Origin of the sequence: Pseudomonas zeae, assembly GCF_014268485.2 — a bacterium.
GTDB classification, from domain to species: Bacteria; Pseudomonadota; Gammaproteobacteria; order Pseudomonadales; family Pseudomonadaceae; genus Aquipseudomonas; species Aquipseudomonas neuropathica.
The window spans coordinates 645226-663482 of record NZ_CP077090.1 but is presented as its reverse complement, the minus strand read 5'-3'; the positions used below and the strand labels follow the sequence as shown (position 1 = coordinate 663482).

Annotated in this window: 13 protein-coding genes and 1 pseudogene; 4 read left to right on the top strand and 10 right to left on the bottom strand. The window is 60.0% G+C overall.

The features are described 5' to 3' along the window. Positions 1 to 37 precede the first annotated feature (37 nt). The 4 genes from HU754_RS02925 to hutC all read right to left on the bottom strand — a co-directional run bounded on the left by HU754_RS02925 (position 38) and on the right by hutC (position 5085). Positions 38 to 1510 (bottom strand): purine-cytosine permease family protein, encoded by a 1473-nt coding sequence (locus HU754_RS02925; RefSeq protein WP_186621351.1) that lies wholly within the window; start codon positions 1508 to 1510, stop codon positions 38 to 40. 163 nt (positions 1511 to 1673) lie between these two features. Further along, a complete protein-coding gene (hutU, locus tag HU754_RS02920; protein ID WP_180698694.1) occupies positions 1674 to 3359 on the bottom strand; it encodes a urocanate hydratase in 1686 nt (561 codons plus the stop codon). 449 nt (positions 3360 to 3808) lie between these two features. Next, positions 3809 to 4378 carry a HutD/Ves family protein gene (locus HU754_RS02915; protein ID WP_099757758.1) on the bottom strand — a complete coding sequence of 190 codons (570 nt, stop codon included), beginning with the start codon at positions 4376 to 4378 and terminating at the stop codon, positions 3809 to 3811. After that, positions 4375 to 5085, bottom strand: coding sequence for a histidine utilization transcriptional repressor HutC (hutC, locus tag HU754_RS02910; RefSeq protein ID WP_163013658.1), 711 nt, complete (start codon positions 5083 to 5085; stop codon positions 4375 to 4377). Before hutC ends, HU754_RS02915 begins: the two co-directional genes overlap by 4 nt. Positions 5086 to 5230: 145 nt before the next feature. Here hutC and HU754_RS02905 point away from each other — a divergent pair, with 145 nt between their 5' ends. Continuing rightward, complete coding sequence (locus HU754_RS02905; protein ID WP_186621353.1) at positions 5231 to 6595, top strand: formimidoylglutamate deiminase; 1365 nt, start codon at positions 5231 to 5233, stop codon at positions 6593 to 6595. A 121-nt stretch (positions 6596 to 6716) separates the two neighbouring features. Here HU754_RS02905 and HU754_RS02900 read toward each other — a convergent pair whose 3' ends face one another. Then, positions 6717 to 7286, bottom strand: a complete 570-nt coding sequence (locus HU754_RS02900; protein ID WP_093430049.1) for a lipocalin family protein — start codon at positions 7284 to 7286, stop codon at positions 6717 to 6719. 30 nt (positions 7287 to 7316) lie between these two features. Further along, positions 7317 to 7571: a lipoprotein gene (locus HU754_RS02895; RefSeq protein ID WP_034152995.1), complete on the bottom strand. Its 255-nt coding sequence runs from the start codon at positions 7569 to 7571 to the stop codon at positions 7317 to 7319. A 281-nt stretch (positions 7572 to 7852) separates the two neighbouring features. Between HU754_RS02895 and HU754_RS29730 the strand changes: the two are divergent. The 3 genes and pseudogenes from HU754_RS29730 to HU754_RS02885 form a co-directional block, all read left to right on the top strand. After that, positions 7853 to 8887, top strand: a pseudogene (locus HU754_RS29730) (HAMP domain-containing protein); the annotation flags it as partial. Positions 8888 to 8980: 93 nt separating this feature from the next. Then, entirely contained in the window at positions 8981 to 9745 is a 765-nt protein-coding gene (locus HU754_RS29725; RefSeq protein ID WP_437182481.1) for a methyl-accepting chemotaxis protein, read from the top strand. Between the two features lie 253 nt (positions 9746 to 9998). Then, positions 9999 to 11144 (top strand): integrase core domain-containing protein, encoded by a 1146-nt coding sequence (locus HU754_RS02885; protein ID WP_116256756.1) that lies wholly within the window; start codon positions 9999 to 10001, stop codon positions 11142 to 11144. A 67-nt stretch (positions 11145 to 11211) separates the two neighbouring features. Here HU754_RS02885 and HU754_RS02880 read toward each other — a convergent pair whose 3' ends face one another. The 4 genes from HU754_RS02880 to HU754_RS02865 form a co-directional block, all read right to left on the bottom strand. After that, positions 11212 to 11814, bottom strand: a complete 603-nt coding sequence (locus HU754_RS02880) for a DUF924 family protein (RefSeq protein ID WP_186620695.1) — start codon at positions 11812 to 11814, stop codon at positions 11212 to 11214. A 3-nt stretch (positions 11815 to 11817) separates the two neighbouring features. Further along, on the bottom strand, positions 11818 to 12828 hold the full coding sequence (locus tag HU754_RS02875; RefSeq protein ID WP_007909265.1) for a class 1 fructose-bisphosphatase: 1011 nt from the start codon (positions 12826 to 12828) through the stop codon (positions 11818 to 11820). A gap of 328 nt (positions 12829 to 13156) precedes the next feature. Next, positions 13157 to 14521: a DUF3999 domain-containing protein gene (locus HU754_RS02870; RefSeq protein WP_186620696.1), complete on the bottom strand. Its 1365-nt coding sequence runs from the start codon at positions 14519 to 14521 to the stop codon at positions 13157 to 13159. Next, positions 14518 to 18090, bottom strand: coding sequence for a DUF2339 domain-containing protein (locus HU754_RS02865; protein ID WP_186620697.1), 3573 nt, complete (start codon positions 18088 to 18090; stop codon positions 14518 to 14520). The genes HU754_RS02870 and HU754_RS02865 overlap by 4 nt, the downstream gene beginning before the upstream one ends. Between the last annotated feature and the right edge of the window lie 167 nt (positions 18091 to 18257).

Below are 18257 nucleotides of genomic sequence, written 5' to 3'. Positions count from 1 at the left end.
CGGCAGTCAAGAGGCATCCAGCCCTGTCCACGTCCAATCAGGCCTGCGCCGCAGCGCGCCCGGCCCCACTTTTTTCAGGTGGTACAACGCTGTTCTGCTCGACCGGCAGAATCAGTTGATCAGGTACCGCGCTGTGCCATTTTTTTGCACACACGTAGTAGACGGCAGCCGGCAGCACCAGACCGATGATCCAGGAAATGTCCACATCACCGAGGGTCGCCACCAGCGGGCCGGTGTAGAACTTGGTAGAGATGAACGGTAACTGCACCAGCACGCCGAACACATAGACGCTGATGCCGAGCAGGTTCCAGCGCCCGTAGCGACCGTTCGGATTGGCCAGCGCCGGCACGTCATAGCGCTCGCGGGTGATGCAGTAGTAATCCACCAGGTTGATCGCGCTCCACGGGGTGAAAAACGCGAGCAGGAACAGGATGAAAGACTTGAACGCACCGAGGAACGAGTGCTGACCAAGCAGTGCAATCAGGGTCGCTGCGCCGACAATCACCAGCACAAACACCAGACGCTGCATGCGCGTAACGGTCAGGTGGCCTTTGAAACCACTGATGATGGTCGCGATGCACATGAAGCTGCCGTAGGAGTTCAGCGTCGAGATGGTCACCTTGCCGAACGCGATGCTGAAGTACAGCAGCGCGGCGGTGGCACCGGTGCCGCCCAGACCGACGATGTAAGCAACTTCATGACCGGCGAACTGGCCGTTGGCCGAAGCCGCAGCGAACACACCGAGGATCATCGCCACTTGCGCGCCAACCACTGAACCGGCACCGGCGGCGAAGAAGGTTTTCACCGCCGAGGTGTTGCTCGGCAAGTAACGGGAATAGTCAGCCACGTAGGGGCCGAAAGCGATCTGCCAGGAGGCCGCGAGCGACACCGCGAGCAGGAAGCTGCTCCAGCTGAAATGACGAATTTGCAGAAGTGCGCCGACGTCGGTCTGGCTCATCAGGCGCCAGAACAGGAAGACGAAAGCGATCACGCCAATCACGCTGGCAACACGGCCGATCCAGTGGATCACCCGATAACCGAGCACCGTCACCAGCACGATGACGCTGGCAAAAATCAGGATGCCGACGCTGTCACTGACGTTAAACAACTGGCCCAACGCCTGACCGGAAAGCACGGTGCCCGTCGCGGTGAAACCCAGGTACATCAGGCACACCAGCACAATCGGGATTGCCGCGCCGTAAACGCCAAACTGCACGCGACTGGAAATCATCTGCGGCAGACCCAGTTTCGGCCCTTGCGCAGCGTGCAACGCCATCACCCCGCCGCCGAGCAATTGACCGATCAACAGACCAATCAACGACCAGAACACATCACCGCCCAGCACCACGGCCAGGGCCCCAGTGACAATCGCGGTGATTTGCAGATTCGCACCCATCCACAGGGTGAACTGGCTAAACAGACGACCGTGTCTTTCCGCTTCCGGGATGTAGTCGATCGAACGCCTCTCGATCAACGGTTTGTTGCTTGCACGATCGGTGTTAACAGCCATGATTCAACCTCTGTGGATTGTTTTAATAGTTCACTGAGCTTCGGTAGTGCTGCTTTTCTGTGGGAGCGAGCTTGCTCGCGAATAGGCCAGCACAGTCAACATCTGTGCTGGCTGACAGATTGCTTTCGCGAGCAAGCTCGCTCCCACATAAAGCCAAAGCGTGTTACTTACCGCCGGTAATCATCGGCAGGTTCAGCCCCTGTTCCTTGGCGCAGTCGATGGCGATCTGGTAACCGGCATCGGCGTGACGCATGACACCGGTGGCCGGGTCGTTGTGCAGTACGCGCGCAATACGCTCGGCCGCTTCGTCCGTACCGTCGCAAACAATCACCATGCCCGAGTGCTGCGAGAAGCCCATGCCGACGCCGCCGCCGTGGTGCAGGGAAACCCAGGTCGCGCCGCTCGCGGTGTTCAACAGAGCGTTGAGCAGTGGCCAGTCGGACACAGCGTCGGAACCGTCCTGCATCGATTCGGTTTCACGGTTCGGGCTAGCGACCGAGCCGGAGTCGAGGTGGTCGCGACCGATCACGATCGGCGCCGACAGCTCGCCGCTGCGGACCATTTCGTTAAAGGCCAGACCAAGCTTGGCGCGCAGACCCAGACCGACCCAGCAGATACGGGCCGGCAGACCCTGGAAGCTGATGCGCTCGCGGGCCATGTCCAGCCAGTTGTGCAGATGGGCGTCGTCGGGGATCAGCTCTTTGACCTTGGCGTCGGTTTTGTAGATGTCTTGTGGATCGCCCGACAGCGCCGCCCAACGGAACGGGCCGATGCCACGGCAGAACAGCGGACGGATGTAGGCCGGTACGAAACCCGGAAAGTCGAAGGCGTTTTCGACGCCTTCTTCCTGCGCCATCTGACGGATGTTGTTGCCGTAGTCGAAGGTCGGAATGCCTTGCTTCTGGAATTCCAGCATCGCTTTGACGTGCACCGCCATCGACTGCTTGGCGGCTTTGATCACAGCGGCCGGTTCGGTCTTGGCGCGGGCGCGGTATTCGTCCCAGGTCCAGCCCGCCGGCAGGTAACCGTTGAGCGGATCGTGGGCGCTGGTCTGGTCGGTGACCATGTCCGGGCGTACGCCGCGCTTGACCAGTTCCGGAAGGATTTCTGCGGCGTTACCCAGCAGGGCAATGGAAATCGCTTTACCTTCTTTGGTGTATTTGTCGATGCGCGCCAGAGCGTCGTCGAGGTCTTTGGCCTGCTCGTCGACGTAACGGCTTTTCAGGCGGAAATCGATGCTGACTTGTTGGCATTCGATGTTCAGCGAGCAAGCGCCGGCGAGGGTTGCCGCCAGCGGTTGCGCACCACCCATGCCGCCCAGACCGGCGGTGAGGACCCACTTGCCGGTGAGGTTGTCGTTGTAGTGCTGGCGACCGGCTTCAACGAAGGTTTCGTAGGTGCCTTGAACGATGCCCTGGCTGCCGATGTAGATCCAGCTGCCGGCGGTCATCTGGCCGTACATGGCCAGGCCTTTGGCGTCGAGTTCGTTGAAGTGCTCCCAGCTCGCCCAGTGTGGCACCAGGTTGGAGTTGGCGATCAGTACGCGCGGGGCGTTAGCGTGGGTCTTGAACACACCGACCGGCTTGCCGGATTGCACCAGCAGGGTTTCGTCGTCGTTCAGATTGGTCAGGCTTTCGACGATCTTGTCGTAGCACTCCCAGTTACGCGCAGCGCGACCAATACCACCGTAAACCACCAGCTCTTTGGGGTTCTCGGCGACTTCCGGGTCGAGGTTGTTCATCAGCATGCGCAGCGGCGCTTCGGTCAGCCAGCTCTTGGCGGTCAGCTTGTTGCCGCGGGCAGCGCGGATCTCAACGTTGCGAAACTTTGTAGGCTTATTGTCAGTCACGAAAAAGACTCCTCAGCGATCAATTCAAACCAACCCTGGCAGTGGGCAAGCAGCCTGCGTGCATCAATGCGCGACAAGCGAATCAGTGGACGCTGCGGAGAGTCTCGAACAACTCATACGCATACGTCTTTACTTGTACATACAAGCATATGCAATCAAGCGGCCAACTTGTTGGAGGGGTGTTCAAGAAAAATCCTGGGCACGGCTGGAGGGCGCCTGAATCAAGGGTTCGGGCGTGGATGAAATTTTTCGTGGGGATGATTCAGGGCGACGGGACTTTGTTACGTGAGCGTGGTTTTGCGCCACGCTGGGGCGTTCGGTAACAAGTTGGTGCGTGGGTTGGGAACACCCCAAAAGCAAAAGATCGCAGCCTTCGGCAGCTCTTACAGGGCGTACATCAATCCCATTGTAGGAGCTGCCGAAGGCTGCGATCTTTTAAGATTTTTCAATCAGCGGGCAGTCAGCTCAATGACACAGCAACCCGCATCAACGGCAACTTCGACCAGCCCGCTGTTGCCGTCCAGTTGCAGACAGTCATGTCGCCCCAACTGCGAAACACTGTCACCAACCTGCACTTGCAGCAGCTCACTGACACTGAACACCAGCACCGTTCCCGCCGAACTGAAGAGCCGCTGCTCACCGTCCAGCCACTGCAACCGCGCGCTGTAACGCTGCGGCGCATAGATCAGGTTGAAATCGCGAATCGCACCGCCTAACAGCGTGCACGACACCTGGCTCTCACCACTGAAAGCAAACGGGTCGAGCGGTAACAGCGGCCGCGTATCGTCGCCGTCAACGCACAAGGTCATGCCGTCACCCTGCAACACGGTGATCACCCGCTGGTAACCGGCGAACGTCGAAAAACCACCCGACTCAGCGATGTCGGCAATCGACAGGCGCCAGCCAAAACCGTCCAGACCGGCACCCGCGTCACGGGTGATTTCTTCAGTGCTACCGCCACCGTTTTTCCACGGCATGCGCGGGTAGCCTTCGGCACGTAAAACCTTCACTTGAGTCATTTATGAAAGCGCCCTTCCAGACGATGACGGGAACCTGGGTGAATCAGTCGAGCGGCGGTAACCGGCTGGCGCCCTGACCAGGTGCGGCGACGAATCAGCAAACACGGCTCGCCTTTTTCAATCTGCAGCAACTTGCACTCGGAGGGCTCGGCCAGAATCGCTTCAACCACGTGCTCGCCCTCAGTCAGCGGCGCCACCTGATTGAGATACGCGTAAGGCGTCTGCAGAGTGAAATCCTGCTTGAGGTATTCCGGCGCGACCAGTGCGTTGACGAAACGGTCTTCGATTTGCACCGGAATATCATTTTCGTAATGCACGATCAGCGAGTGGAACACCTTCTGCCCTTCACGCATGTCCAGCGCCAGCGCGCGCTCGGAACCGGCAGCCTCTTCTTCAAGAGTGATGACCTGGCAGGTGTGGCGATGGCCACGGGAGGCGATTTCGTCGGCGATGTTGTGCACTTCGAACAGCGCAGACTGGCTCTTCGGTTCGGCGACAAAGGTGCCGACGCCTTGCATGCGCACCAACAGGCCATCGGCAGTCATCTCGCGCAGCGCGCGGTTGATGGTCATGCGGCTGAAACCGAGTTGATTGACCAGCTCGCTTTCGGACGGCACGCGGTAGTGCGGCGGCCAGTTTCCGCTGTCGATCTGCTGGGTAATCATCTGTTTGACGCGGGCGTACAAGGGCGCCGGACTGTCGCCCATGTTCGCGGCCAACGGGGAGACTGGAGGCGGAGTCGGCACGGTTGATCCCTGTTCATTGGTGAAAGTGGCTAGCTTGCCGGAGTTTACCGGGCAGGCAAACGTCTGTATATGTATATACAAATAACACACGATGGGGTGCCGAACCATGTCCGCCTTCTTTGCCGAACGCGCGCTGCTGCCTAACGGATGGGCCAACAATGTACGTCTTGAGGTCAGCGCCGATGGCCTGCTGACCCAGATTCAGGCCGATTCCACCGCAGACGGCGCCGAACGGCTGAGCGGCCCGCTGCTGCCGGGCATGCCGAATCTGCACTCCCACGCCTTCCAGCGGGCGATGGCGGGTCTGGCTGAAGTGGCCGGCAATCCGAACGACAGTTTCTGGACGTGGCGCGATCTGATGTATCGGCTCGTCGGAAAAATCAGCCCGGATCAACTCGGCGTGATTGCCCGTCAGCTGTACATCGAAATGCTCAAGGCCGGTTATACCTCCGTCGCTGAATTTCACTACGTGCACCACGACAGCAATGGTCAGCCTTACGCCGACCCGGCTGAACTGGCCTTGCGCATCAGCCAGGCTGCGAGTGAAAGCGGCATCGGTCTGACCCTGTTGCCGGTGCTCTACAGCCACTCTGGTTTTGGCGGTCAGACGCCGAATGACGGCCAACGCCGCTTCATCAACAGCACTGAAAATTACCTGAACCTGCAATCGCGCTTACAGCCCTTACTCGCGCAGCAAAAAGCGCAGTCACTGGGGCTGTGCTTCCATTCGTTGCGTGCGGTCACGCCGCAACAAATCAGTGAAGTATTGGCGGCAAGCGACAAGCAATGCCCGGTGCACATCCACATCGCCGAGCAGCAAAAAGAAGTCGACGATTGCCTGAGCTGGAGCGGTCGTCGCCCTTTGCAATGGCTGTACGAAAATACCCAAGTCGATCAACGCTGGTGCCTGGTCCACGCGACTCACGCCAATCCGGAAGAAGTCACCCTGATGGCCAAGAGTCGCGCCATCGCCGGGCTGTGCCTGACCACGGAGGCTAATCTGGGCGATGGGATTTTCCCGGCGGTGGACTTCCTCGCGCAGGGCGGACGCATGGGCATCGGTTCCGACAGCCATGTGTCACTGAGCGTGGTCGAAGAATTGCGTTGGCTGGAATACGGCCAGCGCCTGCGCGATCAGCGGCGCAATCGCTTGTATGGCGCGGATCAACCGATGGTCGGGCGCACGCTGTATGACGCGGCGCTGGATGGCGGCGCGCAAGCGTTGGGGCAGCCGATTGGCGCGCTGGAAGTTGGCAAACGTGCGGACTGGATTGTGCTGGATGGCAGTGACCCCTATCTGGCGACGGCCACGGGTGACGGGATTTTGAATCGCTGGTTGTTTGCCGGCGGCGATCGTCAGGTGCGCGACGTGCTGGTCAATGGTCAGTGGGTTGTGCGCGATGGCCGGCATGCTGGCGAAGAAGACAGTGCACGCGCCTTCACCCAGGTTTTGCGCGACCTTTTAGGCTGACACAAAACAAAAATGTGGGAGCGAGCCTGCTCGCGAAAGCGGTGTATCAGTCAACATTTTCGTTAACTGACACGCCCTCTTCGCGAGCAGGCTCGCTCCCACATTTGATCTGTGGCGATGCTTAATTCGAGGTCTTGGCCATCTGCCGATCCGACGCTCGCCAGATCAATCGCGTGGTGTCATAACCCTGCTGACGTGCCTTGCTCAGCAGCTCTTCACGGACCACCCCGTTGACGGTCGGTGTGCGCGACAGCAACCACATGTACTTGCGACTCGGGTCGCCGACGATGGCGGTCTTGTAGTCATCGCTGACGTACAACACCCAGTATTCACCTTTCGCCACACCCGGAATCAGACGTGAGAACCAGGTATCGAATTCGACCCACAGCTTGTCGGTCTTGCCCGGCACCTGTGGATAAGCCGTGCCCTTGGCCTCTTCCCACTGCCAGTCCGGAGTCAGGCAGCGATTGAGCACCGCGACATTGCCGTCCGGCTTGAGGGTGTAATGGGCTTCGGACTGCGCGCAATTGCGCTGGAAATACATCGGCAAGCGCGCCAGTTCATACCAGGTGCCCTGATAACGCTTGAGATTGACGCTGTTGACGGTTTTCGGCGCCAACGGGTCGACGCCGGAAGTGGCGCAGCCGGCCAGTACCAGGCCGGCAAAAAGGATCAGCAATAACCGCTTCATTTTTCTTCTCCGTGGGCGCGAAGCCCCGGTTTACTTCAGGCCTTGGCCGGAAAACATCAGCACTTTGTCACCGGCGTACTGCACGCTGATAAAGCTGTTCTTGTCGCCCCAAGTGCAACTGGACATGCCGAGCGCGCCCGAGCAATCGGTGGGCTTGCCGAGCAGAGTCTCGACTTCGGCCTTGGCCATACCGGCCGAGAGCTTCGAATAGTTTTCCTGATTGACCTTGCTGCATGCGGCCAACAGCACGCAAAACGACAGAAGGGCGAGAGATCGCAGCGACATGGTGTAACTCCTGGAACGAGGGGGGATGGCATGGTGCCAACCAGAAGCTTAGAAGAGAAAACCCTCATCTGGTTCCGTGGCTGGACGGCTATTTATTAGCCCGCTCGTCCGGCATTTGCCGATAAATCAGCCACTTTGTAACGCTCTTGAGCATTTCGTCGCATTTCGCCAAAGACGCCTAATCTTTGGCGCAACGCGGTCGACATAAAAGCAGCGCAAAGCCCCAGAGTGTGGCAAATTGCCGCCCTTTCTTGACCAGCCCCTTCGCGGTAGTTCATTCGATGACCAGAAACATGAAATTCAGCCACAAGATCTTGTTGGCTGCCGCCCTCGTGGTGGCCATTGCGTTCGCCTGTTTCATTTTCTTCAACGACTATCGACAGCGCGAAGCCTTGAACAGCAGCACCGAAGCCTCGATGCAGGAGCTGGGCAGCCTGACCACCAGCAACATCCAGACCTGGCTGGAAAGCCGCATTCAATTGCTGCAATCGCTGTCGCAGCAAGTCGCCGTCGACGGTAACGCTCCCGCCAGCCTGAAACGCATCATCGACCTGCCCGCCTACACCGGCAATTTCCAGCTCAGCTATTTCGGCGGCGCTGACGGCGTGATGTTCTCGGTGCCGGCCGGCAATCGCGCGCCGGATTACGATCCGCGTGCACGTGGCTGGTACAAAGCGGCAAACAGCGCACAACAGACCATCGTCACCGAACCGTACATCGCCGCGTCCTCGGGCAAACTGGTGATCACTGTCGCAACACCTGTTCAGCGCCAGGGCCAGATGCTCGGCGTCGCCGGTGCCGACATCGACCTGACCAGCGTTAGCGCGATCATCAACTCGCTGAACTTCGGTGGCCACGGTCACGCATTCATCGTCAGTGCCGACGGCAAGATCCTGATCCACCCGGACAGCAAACTGGTACTCAAGACCCTTGCCGAGGCCTATCCCAATGGTGCGCCGAAAGTCAGCCCGGGTCTGAAAGAAGTCGAGCTCGACGGCAAAACCCAACTGATCTCCTTCACCCACATCAACGGCGTGCCGTCGGCCGACTGGTACGTGGCGCTGGTACTCGATAAAGACACCGCGTTCGCAATGCTCAGCGAATTCCGCACCTCGGCGCTGATCGCCATGGTTATTGCCGTGGTGATCATCATCGCCCTGCTCGGCATGCTCATTCGCGTGCTGATGCAACCGTTGCTGACCATGGGCCGAGCGATGCACGACATCGCCGAAGGTGAAGGCGACCTGACTAAACGTCTGGTGATACACGGCAACGACGAGTTCGGCGCGCTAGGCACCTCGTTCAACCGTTTCGTCGAGCGCATTCACACCTCGATCCGTGAAGTGTCTTCGGCCACCGGCCAGGTCAACGAAGTCGCCCTGCGCGTAGTCGCGGCGTCGAACTCGTCGATGTACAACTCCGATCAGCAGTCCAGCCGTACCAACAGCGTCGCCGCCGCGATCAACCAACTCGGCGCCGCCGCCCAGGAAATCGCCCAGAACGCCGCCCTCGCCTCGCAGCACTCCAGCGATGCGCGCAGCCTCGCGGTCGACGGTCAGCAGGTGGTGGATAAAACCATTTCGGCCATGCAACAGCTGTCGGCGAAGATCAGCGATTCCTGCGGCAACATCGAAACCCTGAACAGCAACACGGTGAACATCGGCCAGATTCTCGAAGTGATCACCAGCATTTCCCAGCAGACCAATCTGCTCGCGCTCAACGCCGCGATCGAAGCAGCGCGTGCCGGTGAAGCTGGGCGTGGTTTCGCCGTGGTCGCAGATGAAGTGCGCAACCTCGCCCACCGCACCCAGGATTCGGCGCAGCAAGTGCAAAAGATGATCGAAGAGCTGCAGGTCGGCGCGCGTCAGGCGGTAAGCATCATGACCGAGAGCCAGCGTGAGAGTGAAAGCAGTGTCGGTATCGCCAACCAGGCCGGTGAGCGATTGGGTAGCGTGACTCAGCGTATCGGTGAGATCGACGGGATGAACCAGTCGGTAGCGACGGCGACTGAAGAGCAGACGGCGGTGGTCGAGTCGATCAATGTCGATATCAACGAGATCAACACGCTGAATCAGGAAGGGGTGGAGAACTTGCAGGCGACGTTGCGCGCGTGCTCGGATCTGGAGCAGCAGGCGGCGCGGTTGAAGCAATTGGTGGGTAGTTTCAGGATCTGAAGATCAAGGGCTTTACCCCCTCACCCCAGCCCTCTCCCCCAGGGGGGCGAGGGGGAAAGGGAGCCGATCGGGGGATTTTCCAGACCTGAGTTCGACTCAGAAATTGCAGGTCGATGTATCAAGACCAGACAACTCGGTCAGTCCCCTCTCCCTCCGGGAGAGGGCTAGGGTGGGTAAAGACCGGGTACATCCTTTACGTTTGAGACCGGGGACATGGTTTACAGGTATCAATCATGGTCAGGAGGTGCTGACCATGCCCTGGAAACAAGAGTCCCCAATGGATCAACGAGTGAAGTTAATTAGCGATTGGCTCAGCGGCAGCTACACCAAAAGCCAATTAAGCCGGCGGTATGGCGTCAGTCGTCCAACCATCGACAAGTGGCTGGAACGGTATGCAGCGTTGGGCGTGGATGGCTTGAAAGAGCAGTCGCGTAAGCCGCTGAATTGCCCTCACCAAACTTCCGATGAAATCATCGCCAAGTTGCTGGCCAAGAAAAACGAACATCCCGATCGGGGACCCAAGCAGATCATTGGTCGCCTGCGCGATTCCGATCCGCATATCCAATGGCCGGCGGCGAGTACCGCCGGGGAGTGGTTGAAGAAAGCTGGTTTGGTGGTGGCACGACGGCCCTATCCCCCGCGTCCCCGTGCTCCAACACATTTACGTCCGGTCGACGCGCCCAACCAGACTTGGTGTGCTGATTACAAAGGGCAGTTCAAAATGCAGGACGGTAATTGGTGCTATCCGCTGACCATTACCGATCAGATGAGCCGCTTTTTATTCGTCTGTCGCGCTTTGCCCAGTACGCACGGAGCGCCGACGCGGGAAGGCTTCGAGTGGGCTTTTCGAGAATATGGGCTGCCGGATGTGATCCGCACTGATAATGGCGCTCCTTTTGCGTCGACAGGTCTGGCGCGACTTTCGAAGTTATCGGTTTGGTTCATCAGGCTCGGAATCCATGTCGAAACGATTACACCTGGCCGTCCCGACCAAAATGGTCGACATGAACGGATGCATCGAACGCTAAAGGCAGCAGTGCCACCGGCGGAAAACCTGGTGCGCCAGCAGCTGGCTTTTCAGGATTTCATCCAAGACTTCAACCACCACCGACCGCACACCGCGCTGGGCATGAAACCGCCGGCATCTGTCTATCGCCCGTCGATACGCGCTTATCCCGGTTACTTGCCTGCGCTTGAATACGGTTCCGATGTTGAAGTACGTAAGGTTCGGTCAAATGGGGAAATTAAATGGAAAGGACAGCTGATTTTTCTAGGAGAGGCTCTAATTGGAGAGGACATCGCGTTGAAGGAAGTGGCTGATGACGCTTGGGAACTGTACCTTTGCAGCCACTGTTTAGGCAGGCTTGAAAGAGGCGCCAAACGCGTTTCAAGCCTGTAAAGGTGTAAACGATGTCCCCGGTCTAATTTGTAAAGGATGTACCGGTCTCTACAGTGAGGGAAAGCTCTTAAAACCGTGAACCCGGCTCGGAAAGAAACACCAACTCCTCCGCCGTAGACTCCCGCCCCAACACCGCATTGCGATGCGGAAACCGGCCAAACCGCGCAATCACTTTCCGATGCCGCTCGGCATAATCCAGATTATCCGCAAACACCGCCCGCTCCGCTTCCGGCTGTTCAGCCACCAGTTCGATAAACCTGGAAACCGCCTCGTTCTGCACCGCAAGATTCTCGCAGTGCTCAAACACCAGATAAATAAACACACGCTGGATCGGTTTCAACTGCCGATCGAAATCCGCCGCAATACCTTGGGCGACGAGTTTCTGCGCGCGCAGATCGCCGGAAAACGCTTTTGGGGTGTCGCGAAAGATCATTCGCGGCAGTTGATCGAGCAATAACACCACCGCCAGCCAACCTTCGGGACGTTGCGTCCACGCGGTCAATTCGCCGGCCAGGGCCTGATCGACAAAGACCCCGAAACGCTCACGCGCGTCGAGGTCTTGGCTGTCTCGCTTACCGAACCACAACTTGCCCTTGTCAGCCGCTATCTCGTCGGGGGATTCCGCATGTCCGAACCACCAATCGAGCAACGGCTGCCAGGGCGCAGTCATGGTTTATTCCTTGTGGTAGGCCGTAGCGCGTGCGACTTCTTCTTTCGAGCCGAGGAACACCGCTACGCGCTGGTGCAGGCCTTCCGGCTGAATGTCGAGGATGCGCTGGTGACCGTCAGTGGACGCGCCGCCCGCTTGTTCCACCAGGAACGACATCGGGTTGGCTTCGTACATCAGACGCAGTTTGCCTGGTTTGGATGGCTCGCGGCTGTCGCGCGGGTACATGAACAGACCGCCACGGGTCAGGATGCGGTGTACGTCGGCCACCATCGCCGCGACCCAACGCATGTTGTAGTTCTTTTTCAGCGGACCTTCTTCGCCGGCCAGCAACTCGCCAACGTAACGTTGTACCGGGGCTTCCCAGTGACGCTGGTTGGACATGTTGATCGCGAATTCCTGGGTCGATTCAGGAATGGTGATGTCTTCGTGGGTCAGCACGAAGCTGCCCATTTCACGATCGAGGGTGAAGCCCTTCACGCCGTCGCCCAAGGTCAGTACCAGCATGGTTTGCGGGCCGTAGATCGCGTAACCGGCAGCAACCTGCTGGGTGCCTGGCTGCAGGAAGGCTTTTTCGTTCAGCGGCTCGTTCTGGCTCAGGTATTCGTTCGGGCAACGCAGTACCGAGAAGATGGTGCCGACCGGGGCGTTGATGTCGATGTTCGACGAGCCGTCCAGTGGGTCGAATACCAGCAGGTATGCGCCTTTCGGGTATTTGCCCGGGATCTGGTAGGCGTTGTCCATTTCTTCGGACGCCATGCCGGCCAGGTGACCGCCCCATTCGTTGGCTTCGAGCAGGATCTCGTTGGAGATCACGTCGAGCTTCTTCTGCACTTCGCCTTGGACGTTTTCAGTGCCCATGCTGCCCAGAACACCACCCAGGGCGCCTTTGGACACGGCGTGGCTGATTTCTTTGCAAGCACGCGCGACCACTTCGATCAGGAAACGCAGATCGGCAGGAGTGTTATTGCTGCGGGTCTGCTCAATCAAATAGCGACTCAGGGTAACGCGGGACATGGACGGCTCCGGTGGAATGGGGGGCTAAAAACCCGCGCAGTTTACAGGGAGTCTGAAAACGTAGCGAGCGAAGACGCCCGGTAACGTGCGTTGGGGTGTATTTGCCTGTATGAGACGTGATTGTCGGTGGAGAGTTCAGGTAGCGGATTTAGCGTAGTCCGAAATCCGACGAAGGCCGATCGGTTTGGGATATGTATTGATTGAGATACCGCGTTCGCGAGCAGGCTCGCTCCCACAGGGGGATTTGAGTGAACACACAATTGGCGTCCACTGCAGATCCACTGTGGGAGCTAGCCTGCTAGCGAATGGCGCGCAGCGCCAGCCATTCTCAGGAATTGGTTGGAGGCTTGCGCAACAAACTAAACGCCATTGCCCCCAAAAACACCACACTCAACAACAACACAGCCCACAAGCCGATCTTCTTCCAATTGGTCTCAGCCACCGCCGCCGTAGTCGCCGTAGAAGTCTGCGTAGCCACCACCTCACCCTGAACCACAGCCTTACCCAACCCCGCCAGCTTCTCCGGTTTGAAATCCGGAATCAGCGTCGCCAACGGCAAGTTCGCCGTCTTCACCGTCGCATTGCCCACCGCCAAACTGTACGGCCCCTCGCCCCGCGCGAGGAAAACCACCTGCGTCGCCCGCACCGCATATTTCAGACTCGGCGCCTGCTCACCCAAACCACCGCCACGCTCATCCACGCTCAGTTTCAACTGCTGCACGGTCTGCCCGTAGAGCGGCAATTCGTTCTGCACCACATCCTGACCATTCTGGGTCAGGCGATAGAGCAAGCCATTGCCCAACGTCTGCCACGGCAAGCTGCTTTCGCGACGCCCCGCCAGCGTCACCGGCGCGAGGCTGTTCGGCTGTTTCAGCTCGACCTGCACGCGCTCGACATTCAGCCCCATCGGCAACTGCCAGGTGTACTCCCCGGCCTTGGTGCTGCTGCCGGCCAACGCCTGCGACCAGACCAAAGGCAGCGGAACGTTGCGCGGATCACTGCTTTTCAGCTGCGCCGACGTCAGGATCGGCGCCGAGTTCGGCGACTCCCATAACAACCGCACATAACGCGCCGACTGCCCCGGCAGCGTCACTTCGTGCTGCTCGATGCGCTCATCGGAAAAGGTCAGCCGCGCGACCTGCCCCTCGCCCCACGCTTGCCAGTGTTGCAGATCGTCGCTGGCTTCAATGCTGAAGCGCTGGAAGCCGTCGCGCTCGCTGGTCCAGTCGAGGATCAACTGCTGCAACGGCGCCTTGATCGCGCTGACATCCAGCAGCCAGCCACGCAGCACCTCTTCACCCGCCTCCAACTGACTGGACGGCTGCACCTCGACCAGCGTGCCGTTGGTGGTCGATTGCACACGCACATTCGGCGCGCGTTCGCTGGCGTCGGCAGCGTTGTACAGCGGGAACCATTTCACCTCATGCAAGCGGCCGTCGTCGCGGGTCTGCGCGGACTCGCGCGCCAAGGCGTAGGCCTGCGCTTCGCCGGCAGCGTTGAACACCCGCAAGTCACTGAGATCAGTCTGGCGCGCCTGCAATTGCACGCTCAACGGCAATTCGAGGCGATACCACGGGCCGTTGCCGCTCACCGCCAGCGGCACCTGCGTGGCGAAGTCCGCCGGTTTTTCCTGAGCGCCGGCCGCCATCACCACGCCCAACGCCAACCAACCCAGATTTCGCATGCGACTCAAGATGAAACTCCTTCGGTGTCCGGGGCCGGTTTGTCCGCCGCCGGTTCAGCGTCGACGCGTTTGGGCGGCAGTGGCGCGAAATAGCCGACCACCAGCAGCAACACGCCGACACCGATAAACGAGACGATCCGGGCGAGACCGCCACGGTTGCTCAATTCGACAAAAATCAGTTTGGCCACCACCAACGCAATCAGCGCCGCGCCGATCAGCCACACTTCGCGGCGATGGCGCAGATGGCCGCCGATCATCAACCCCAGCGCCATCAGCGTCCAGACGATCGACAACCCGGCCTGCACCAGCATTGAGGCGAGCAACCTATCCAGCTCGAACGGGATGCCGGCCCAATGGTGCGCCGCGCGGGTGACCAGCGCTGTGCAGAAGGCGAACAGCGAAACCCCCGCGATCAGTTGCGTAGCGTATTCGGCATAGTCCTGGCGAATCGACAGCTGCGCAACGGCACTGCGCGACCAAACATAAACACCAAACAGCGCGAACAGCAGCCCCAACTCCAACGGGTTGAGCAGTGGCGCATAAGGCAGCGGTTCGGCGTTGCCGTCACTGATGCCATTGGCCAGCCAGAACCACGCCAACATCAACACCGCCAACGGCGCAGCGGCGTACAAACGGTACTCGCGAGGGAATGCCGCCACCGGCCACGGCCAACTGCGCGGTGCCGCCGCCAGCAGCAGATACAGGCTCGGCAGAATCGCCCAGCCCAGCCAACGCCAGGCGTTGTATTGCTCGGACAACAGCAGCAGACCGTAGCGCAACTCCAGCGCCAGAACACCAATCAGCAGCCAGCAGCCGAGCACATGCGCCGCGCTCAAGGCGTGCGCCGGCAACATCGGCGCCAAACGTCGCAAGCTGAAGAAATGCACGGCGAACACTGCTGCCCACGCCAGCCAACCGAAATCGGCCGCCGGGTGATAACGCGAATGCCAGGCAGCGAGCAACACCAGACCCGCCGCCGGAATCAGCAAGGTGCAGAGCAGGCCCAGCGCCGGCCATTTCAAGCGCAGCGACAACAGCGTCCACAGCGCCACGCTCAAAGCGGCGACCAGCAGCAACAACGGGCCTTGCAGATTCGGCGGAGCAAACCGCAGCACTTCACTGACCCACGCCAGCGCCCACCAACCGGCCCCCCACAGCAGCAACAATTCTGACAAGCGCTGCAAACTCAACGCATCGAATGCCGAGGCGTGATTGCCCAGTTGCAGGCGCCAGGCACCGATCATCGCAGCCAAGCCCAGTACCAGCGGTGTCCAGAATCCGCCATGGGCCAACGGTTTCAGGCCTTCGCTGGACAGTGGCCCAAGCAACTCGGGGCCGGCCAGCAAAAACGCCGCACCACCAATCAACTGCAACAGCAGACCAAAGACAAAACTTACGCGCTGCTTGAGGTACAGGCTCAGCCAGATGATCAGCAAACCACTCGCGGCCCACACCGCACTCGCCGTCTGCCATGGCAGCACGAACAGCACTGCCAGATTGATCAGCACCAGACCGGCCAGCAGCACCACCGACAAACCGCGCAACAGACGCACATCGCCACGCACCATTTCATCGCGAGCCGCCAACAGCATGCCGGCGATCAACGCCAGCCCGATCAACGACGCGCTGAGCAATCCGCTCCAGCCGGCGCTGAACACCGCCGCCGAATCCTCGCCCGCGCCTTGCAGACGCAACAGGAATAACGCACCGCCGAGCAACTGCACGGCAAACGCGCTGAACAGGAACGTGCGCGATTGAATGCGCAGACCGACAAACAGGGTTGCCAACCCGGCCAGCGCCCAACTGATCGCCGTGGCTTGAACGAAAAAGAACAGCGGCGCCAGCAGATAGAGGAAGGTCAGGCCCAGACACGCCAACACCGGCAAGCCTTGACGCTCCCAAGGCGAGGCTTGTTCCGGCGTGGCCTTGCGCAATTGATAGAAACTGAACAGCAACGCAATGCCGAGCATCAGCGCACCCAGCGGAGCACCGTCAAGCAGACTGCTCTCGCCGACGCGCAACTGACTGAGAAACGCCAACGCGGAACCCAGTTGCAGCAGCAAGGCAAAGGCCCGGGCGAACGGTCGATGCTGACGCAGACCGAGCCAGAAAATCCCCGCGCCTTCCACCGCCCACGCCGCCGAGGTCCAACGCGCATCGAGTCCCAGCGGGATCGCCAGACTGGCAAAAATCACTCCGAGCGCCAGACAGGTTTCGCCCAGCAGAACCGCCCGGCCACCCATCAACACCTTGGCCAGTGCCATGTAGATCATGCCTAGCGCCAGCGCACTGAACGCTGCGGCAAATTCCAGATGCTGCACCAACGCAAACTGTAATCCGAAGCCAATGATCGGCGGTCCGAACAGCATCGTGCCGTCGACGTAATCGCCCTTGCGCGCCGACCAGTGCAGCAACGCCTCGCGGTCGCTATCCGCCGGCGCATCGGGCATGTCGAGCAATTTGCGACGGGCGAACAGCAGGCCGATGGCGAGATACATCAGGAAGAACAGGATCAGGAACGGCTCGGTACTCCACAACAGTTCTGGCGCATACGAACGAAGGCCCCAGGCGAAGCCGATGCCAAAGGTGCCGACGAAGCCGATCAGGTTGAGTAGACGCCAGGCCTTGAACCAGGCGATGGCAAGAATGCCAGCATTGAGTAGCGCGAAATAGCTGAACAGCGCGACGTGGTTGCCGGCGCCGGTCGAGGTCAGGATCGGCGCGGCGAAACCGCCCAATGCCGCCGCAGCCGCCAGCCCTAAAGCATCCTGAGTGATGGCGAGAATCGCCGAGAAAACGGTGACCGCCACCAGCAGGCCGAGCGCGGCCGATGGATCAAGCAACGGATGCAGACGCATCGCCGCAAACACCGTCAAATACAGCACCGCGATCCCGGTGCCTTGCAGCATCAACGCGTAATTGCTGTTGCGCCGGCGCAGCCACCAACCCAGCGCGAGCAGGCCCAACGCCGCCGCAGCGACACCGGCGTAACGCAACTCGATCGGCACGACCATGCCTTCAGTGGCGTAGCGCAGCAGGAATGCGAGACCGAAGAACAGCAACACCACGCCGACCCGCAGCACGGTGTTGCCGCCGAACAGCCAGTTGCGCGCGGCGCTGATGCCGCGTTCGATGAGGTTCGGGCCACGGGGTTCAGCAGGCTCTTGCGGTTCGGACGTAACGGCGTCGAGGCGCCAGACATCGGCGGGCAGCGGTTGACTGATTTCGCTGGCGACGGCGGAAATCGGCTCGAGTTCGGGCGGCAGTTCCCAGACCAGTTCAGGTGCTGGAGCTGCTTCTACGACTGTGACTGGTTCAGCAACAGGTTCGGGACCCGGTGGCGGCGTGGCACGAACCGGGGCACCTTCGAGCAGAAACAGGCGCTGTTCGACGCCCTGCAAAGCGACCTTCGCCAGCTCAAGTTGACGCTGCTGTTCCATCGCCTGCGAGCCTAGCCGCGCGATGCGGATCGTCTGCCCGATCACCAGCCCCAGCAACGCGCCCAATAGCGCATCACTGAACGACTCGTCGAGCAGCCAGCCGAGCACCAGCCCGATCAACATGAACATCCATTGCATGGTCGATATCCCTAAGCAGCCCCAAGACGGGGCGAGTCCGGCAATTGCTTCAGTCTAGGCACAAACCCTGTGGGAGCGAGCCTGCTCGCGAAAGCGGTTTGTCAGCCAACATTTCTGTTTAACAAGACAACCGCTTCGCGAGCAGGCTCGCTCCCACATTGGATTGG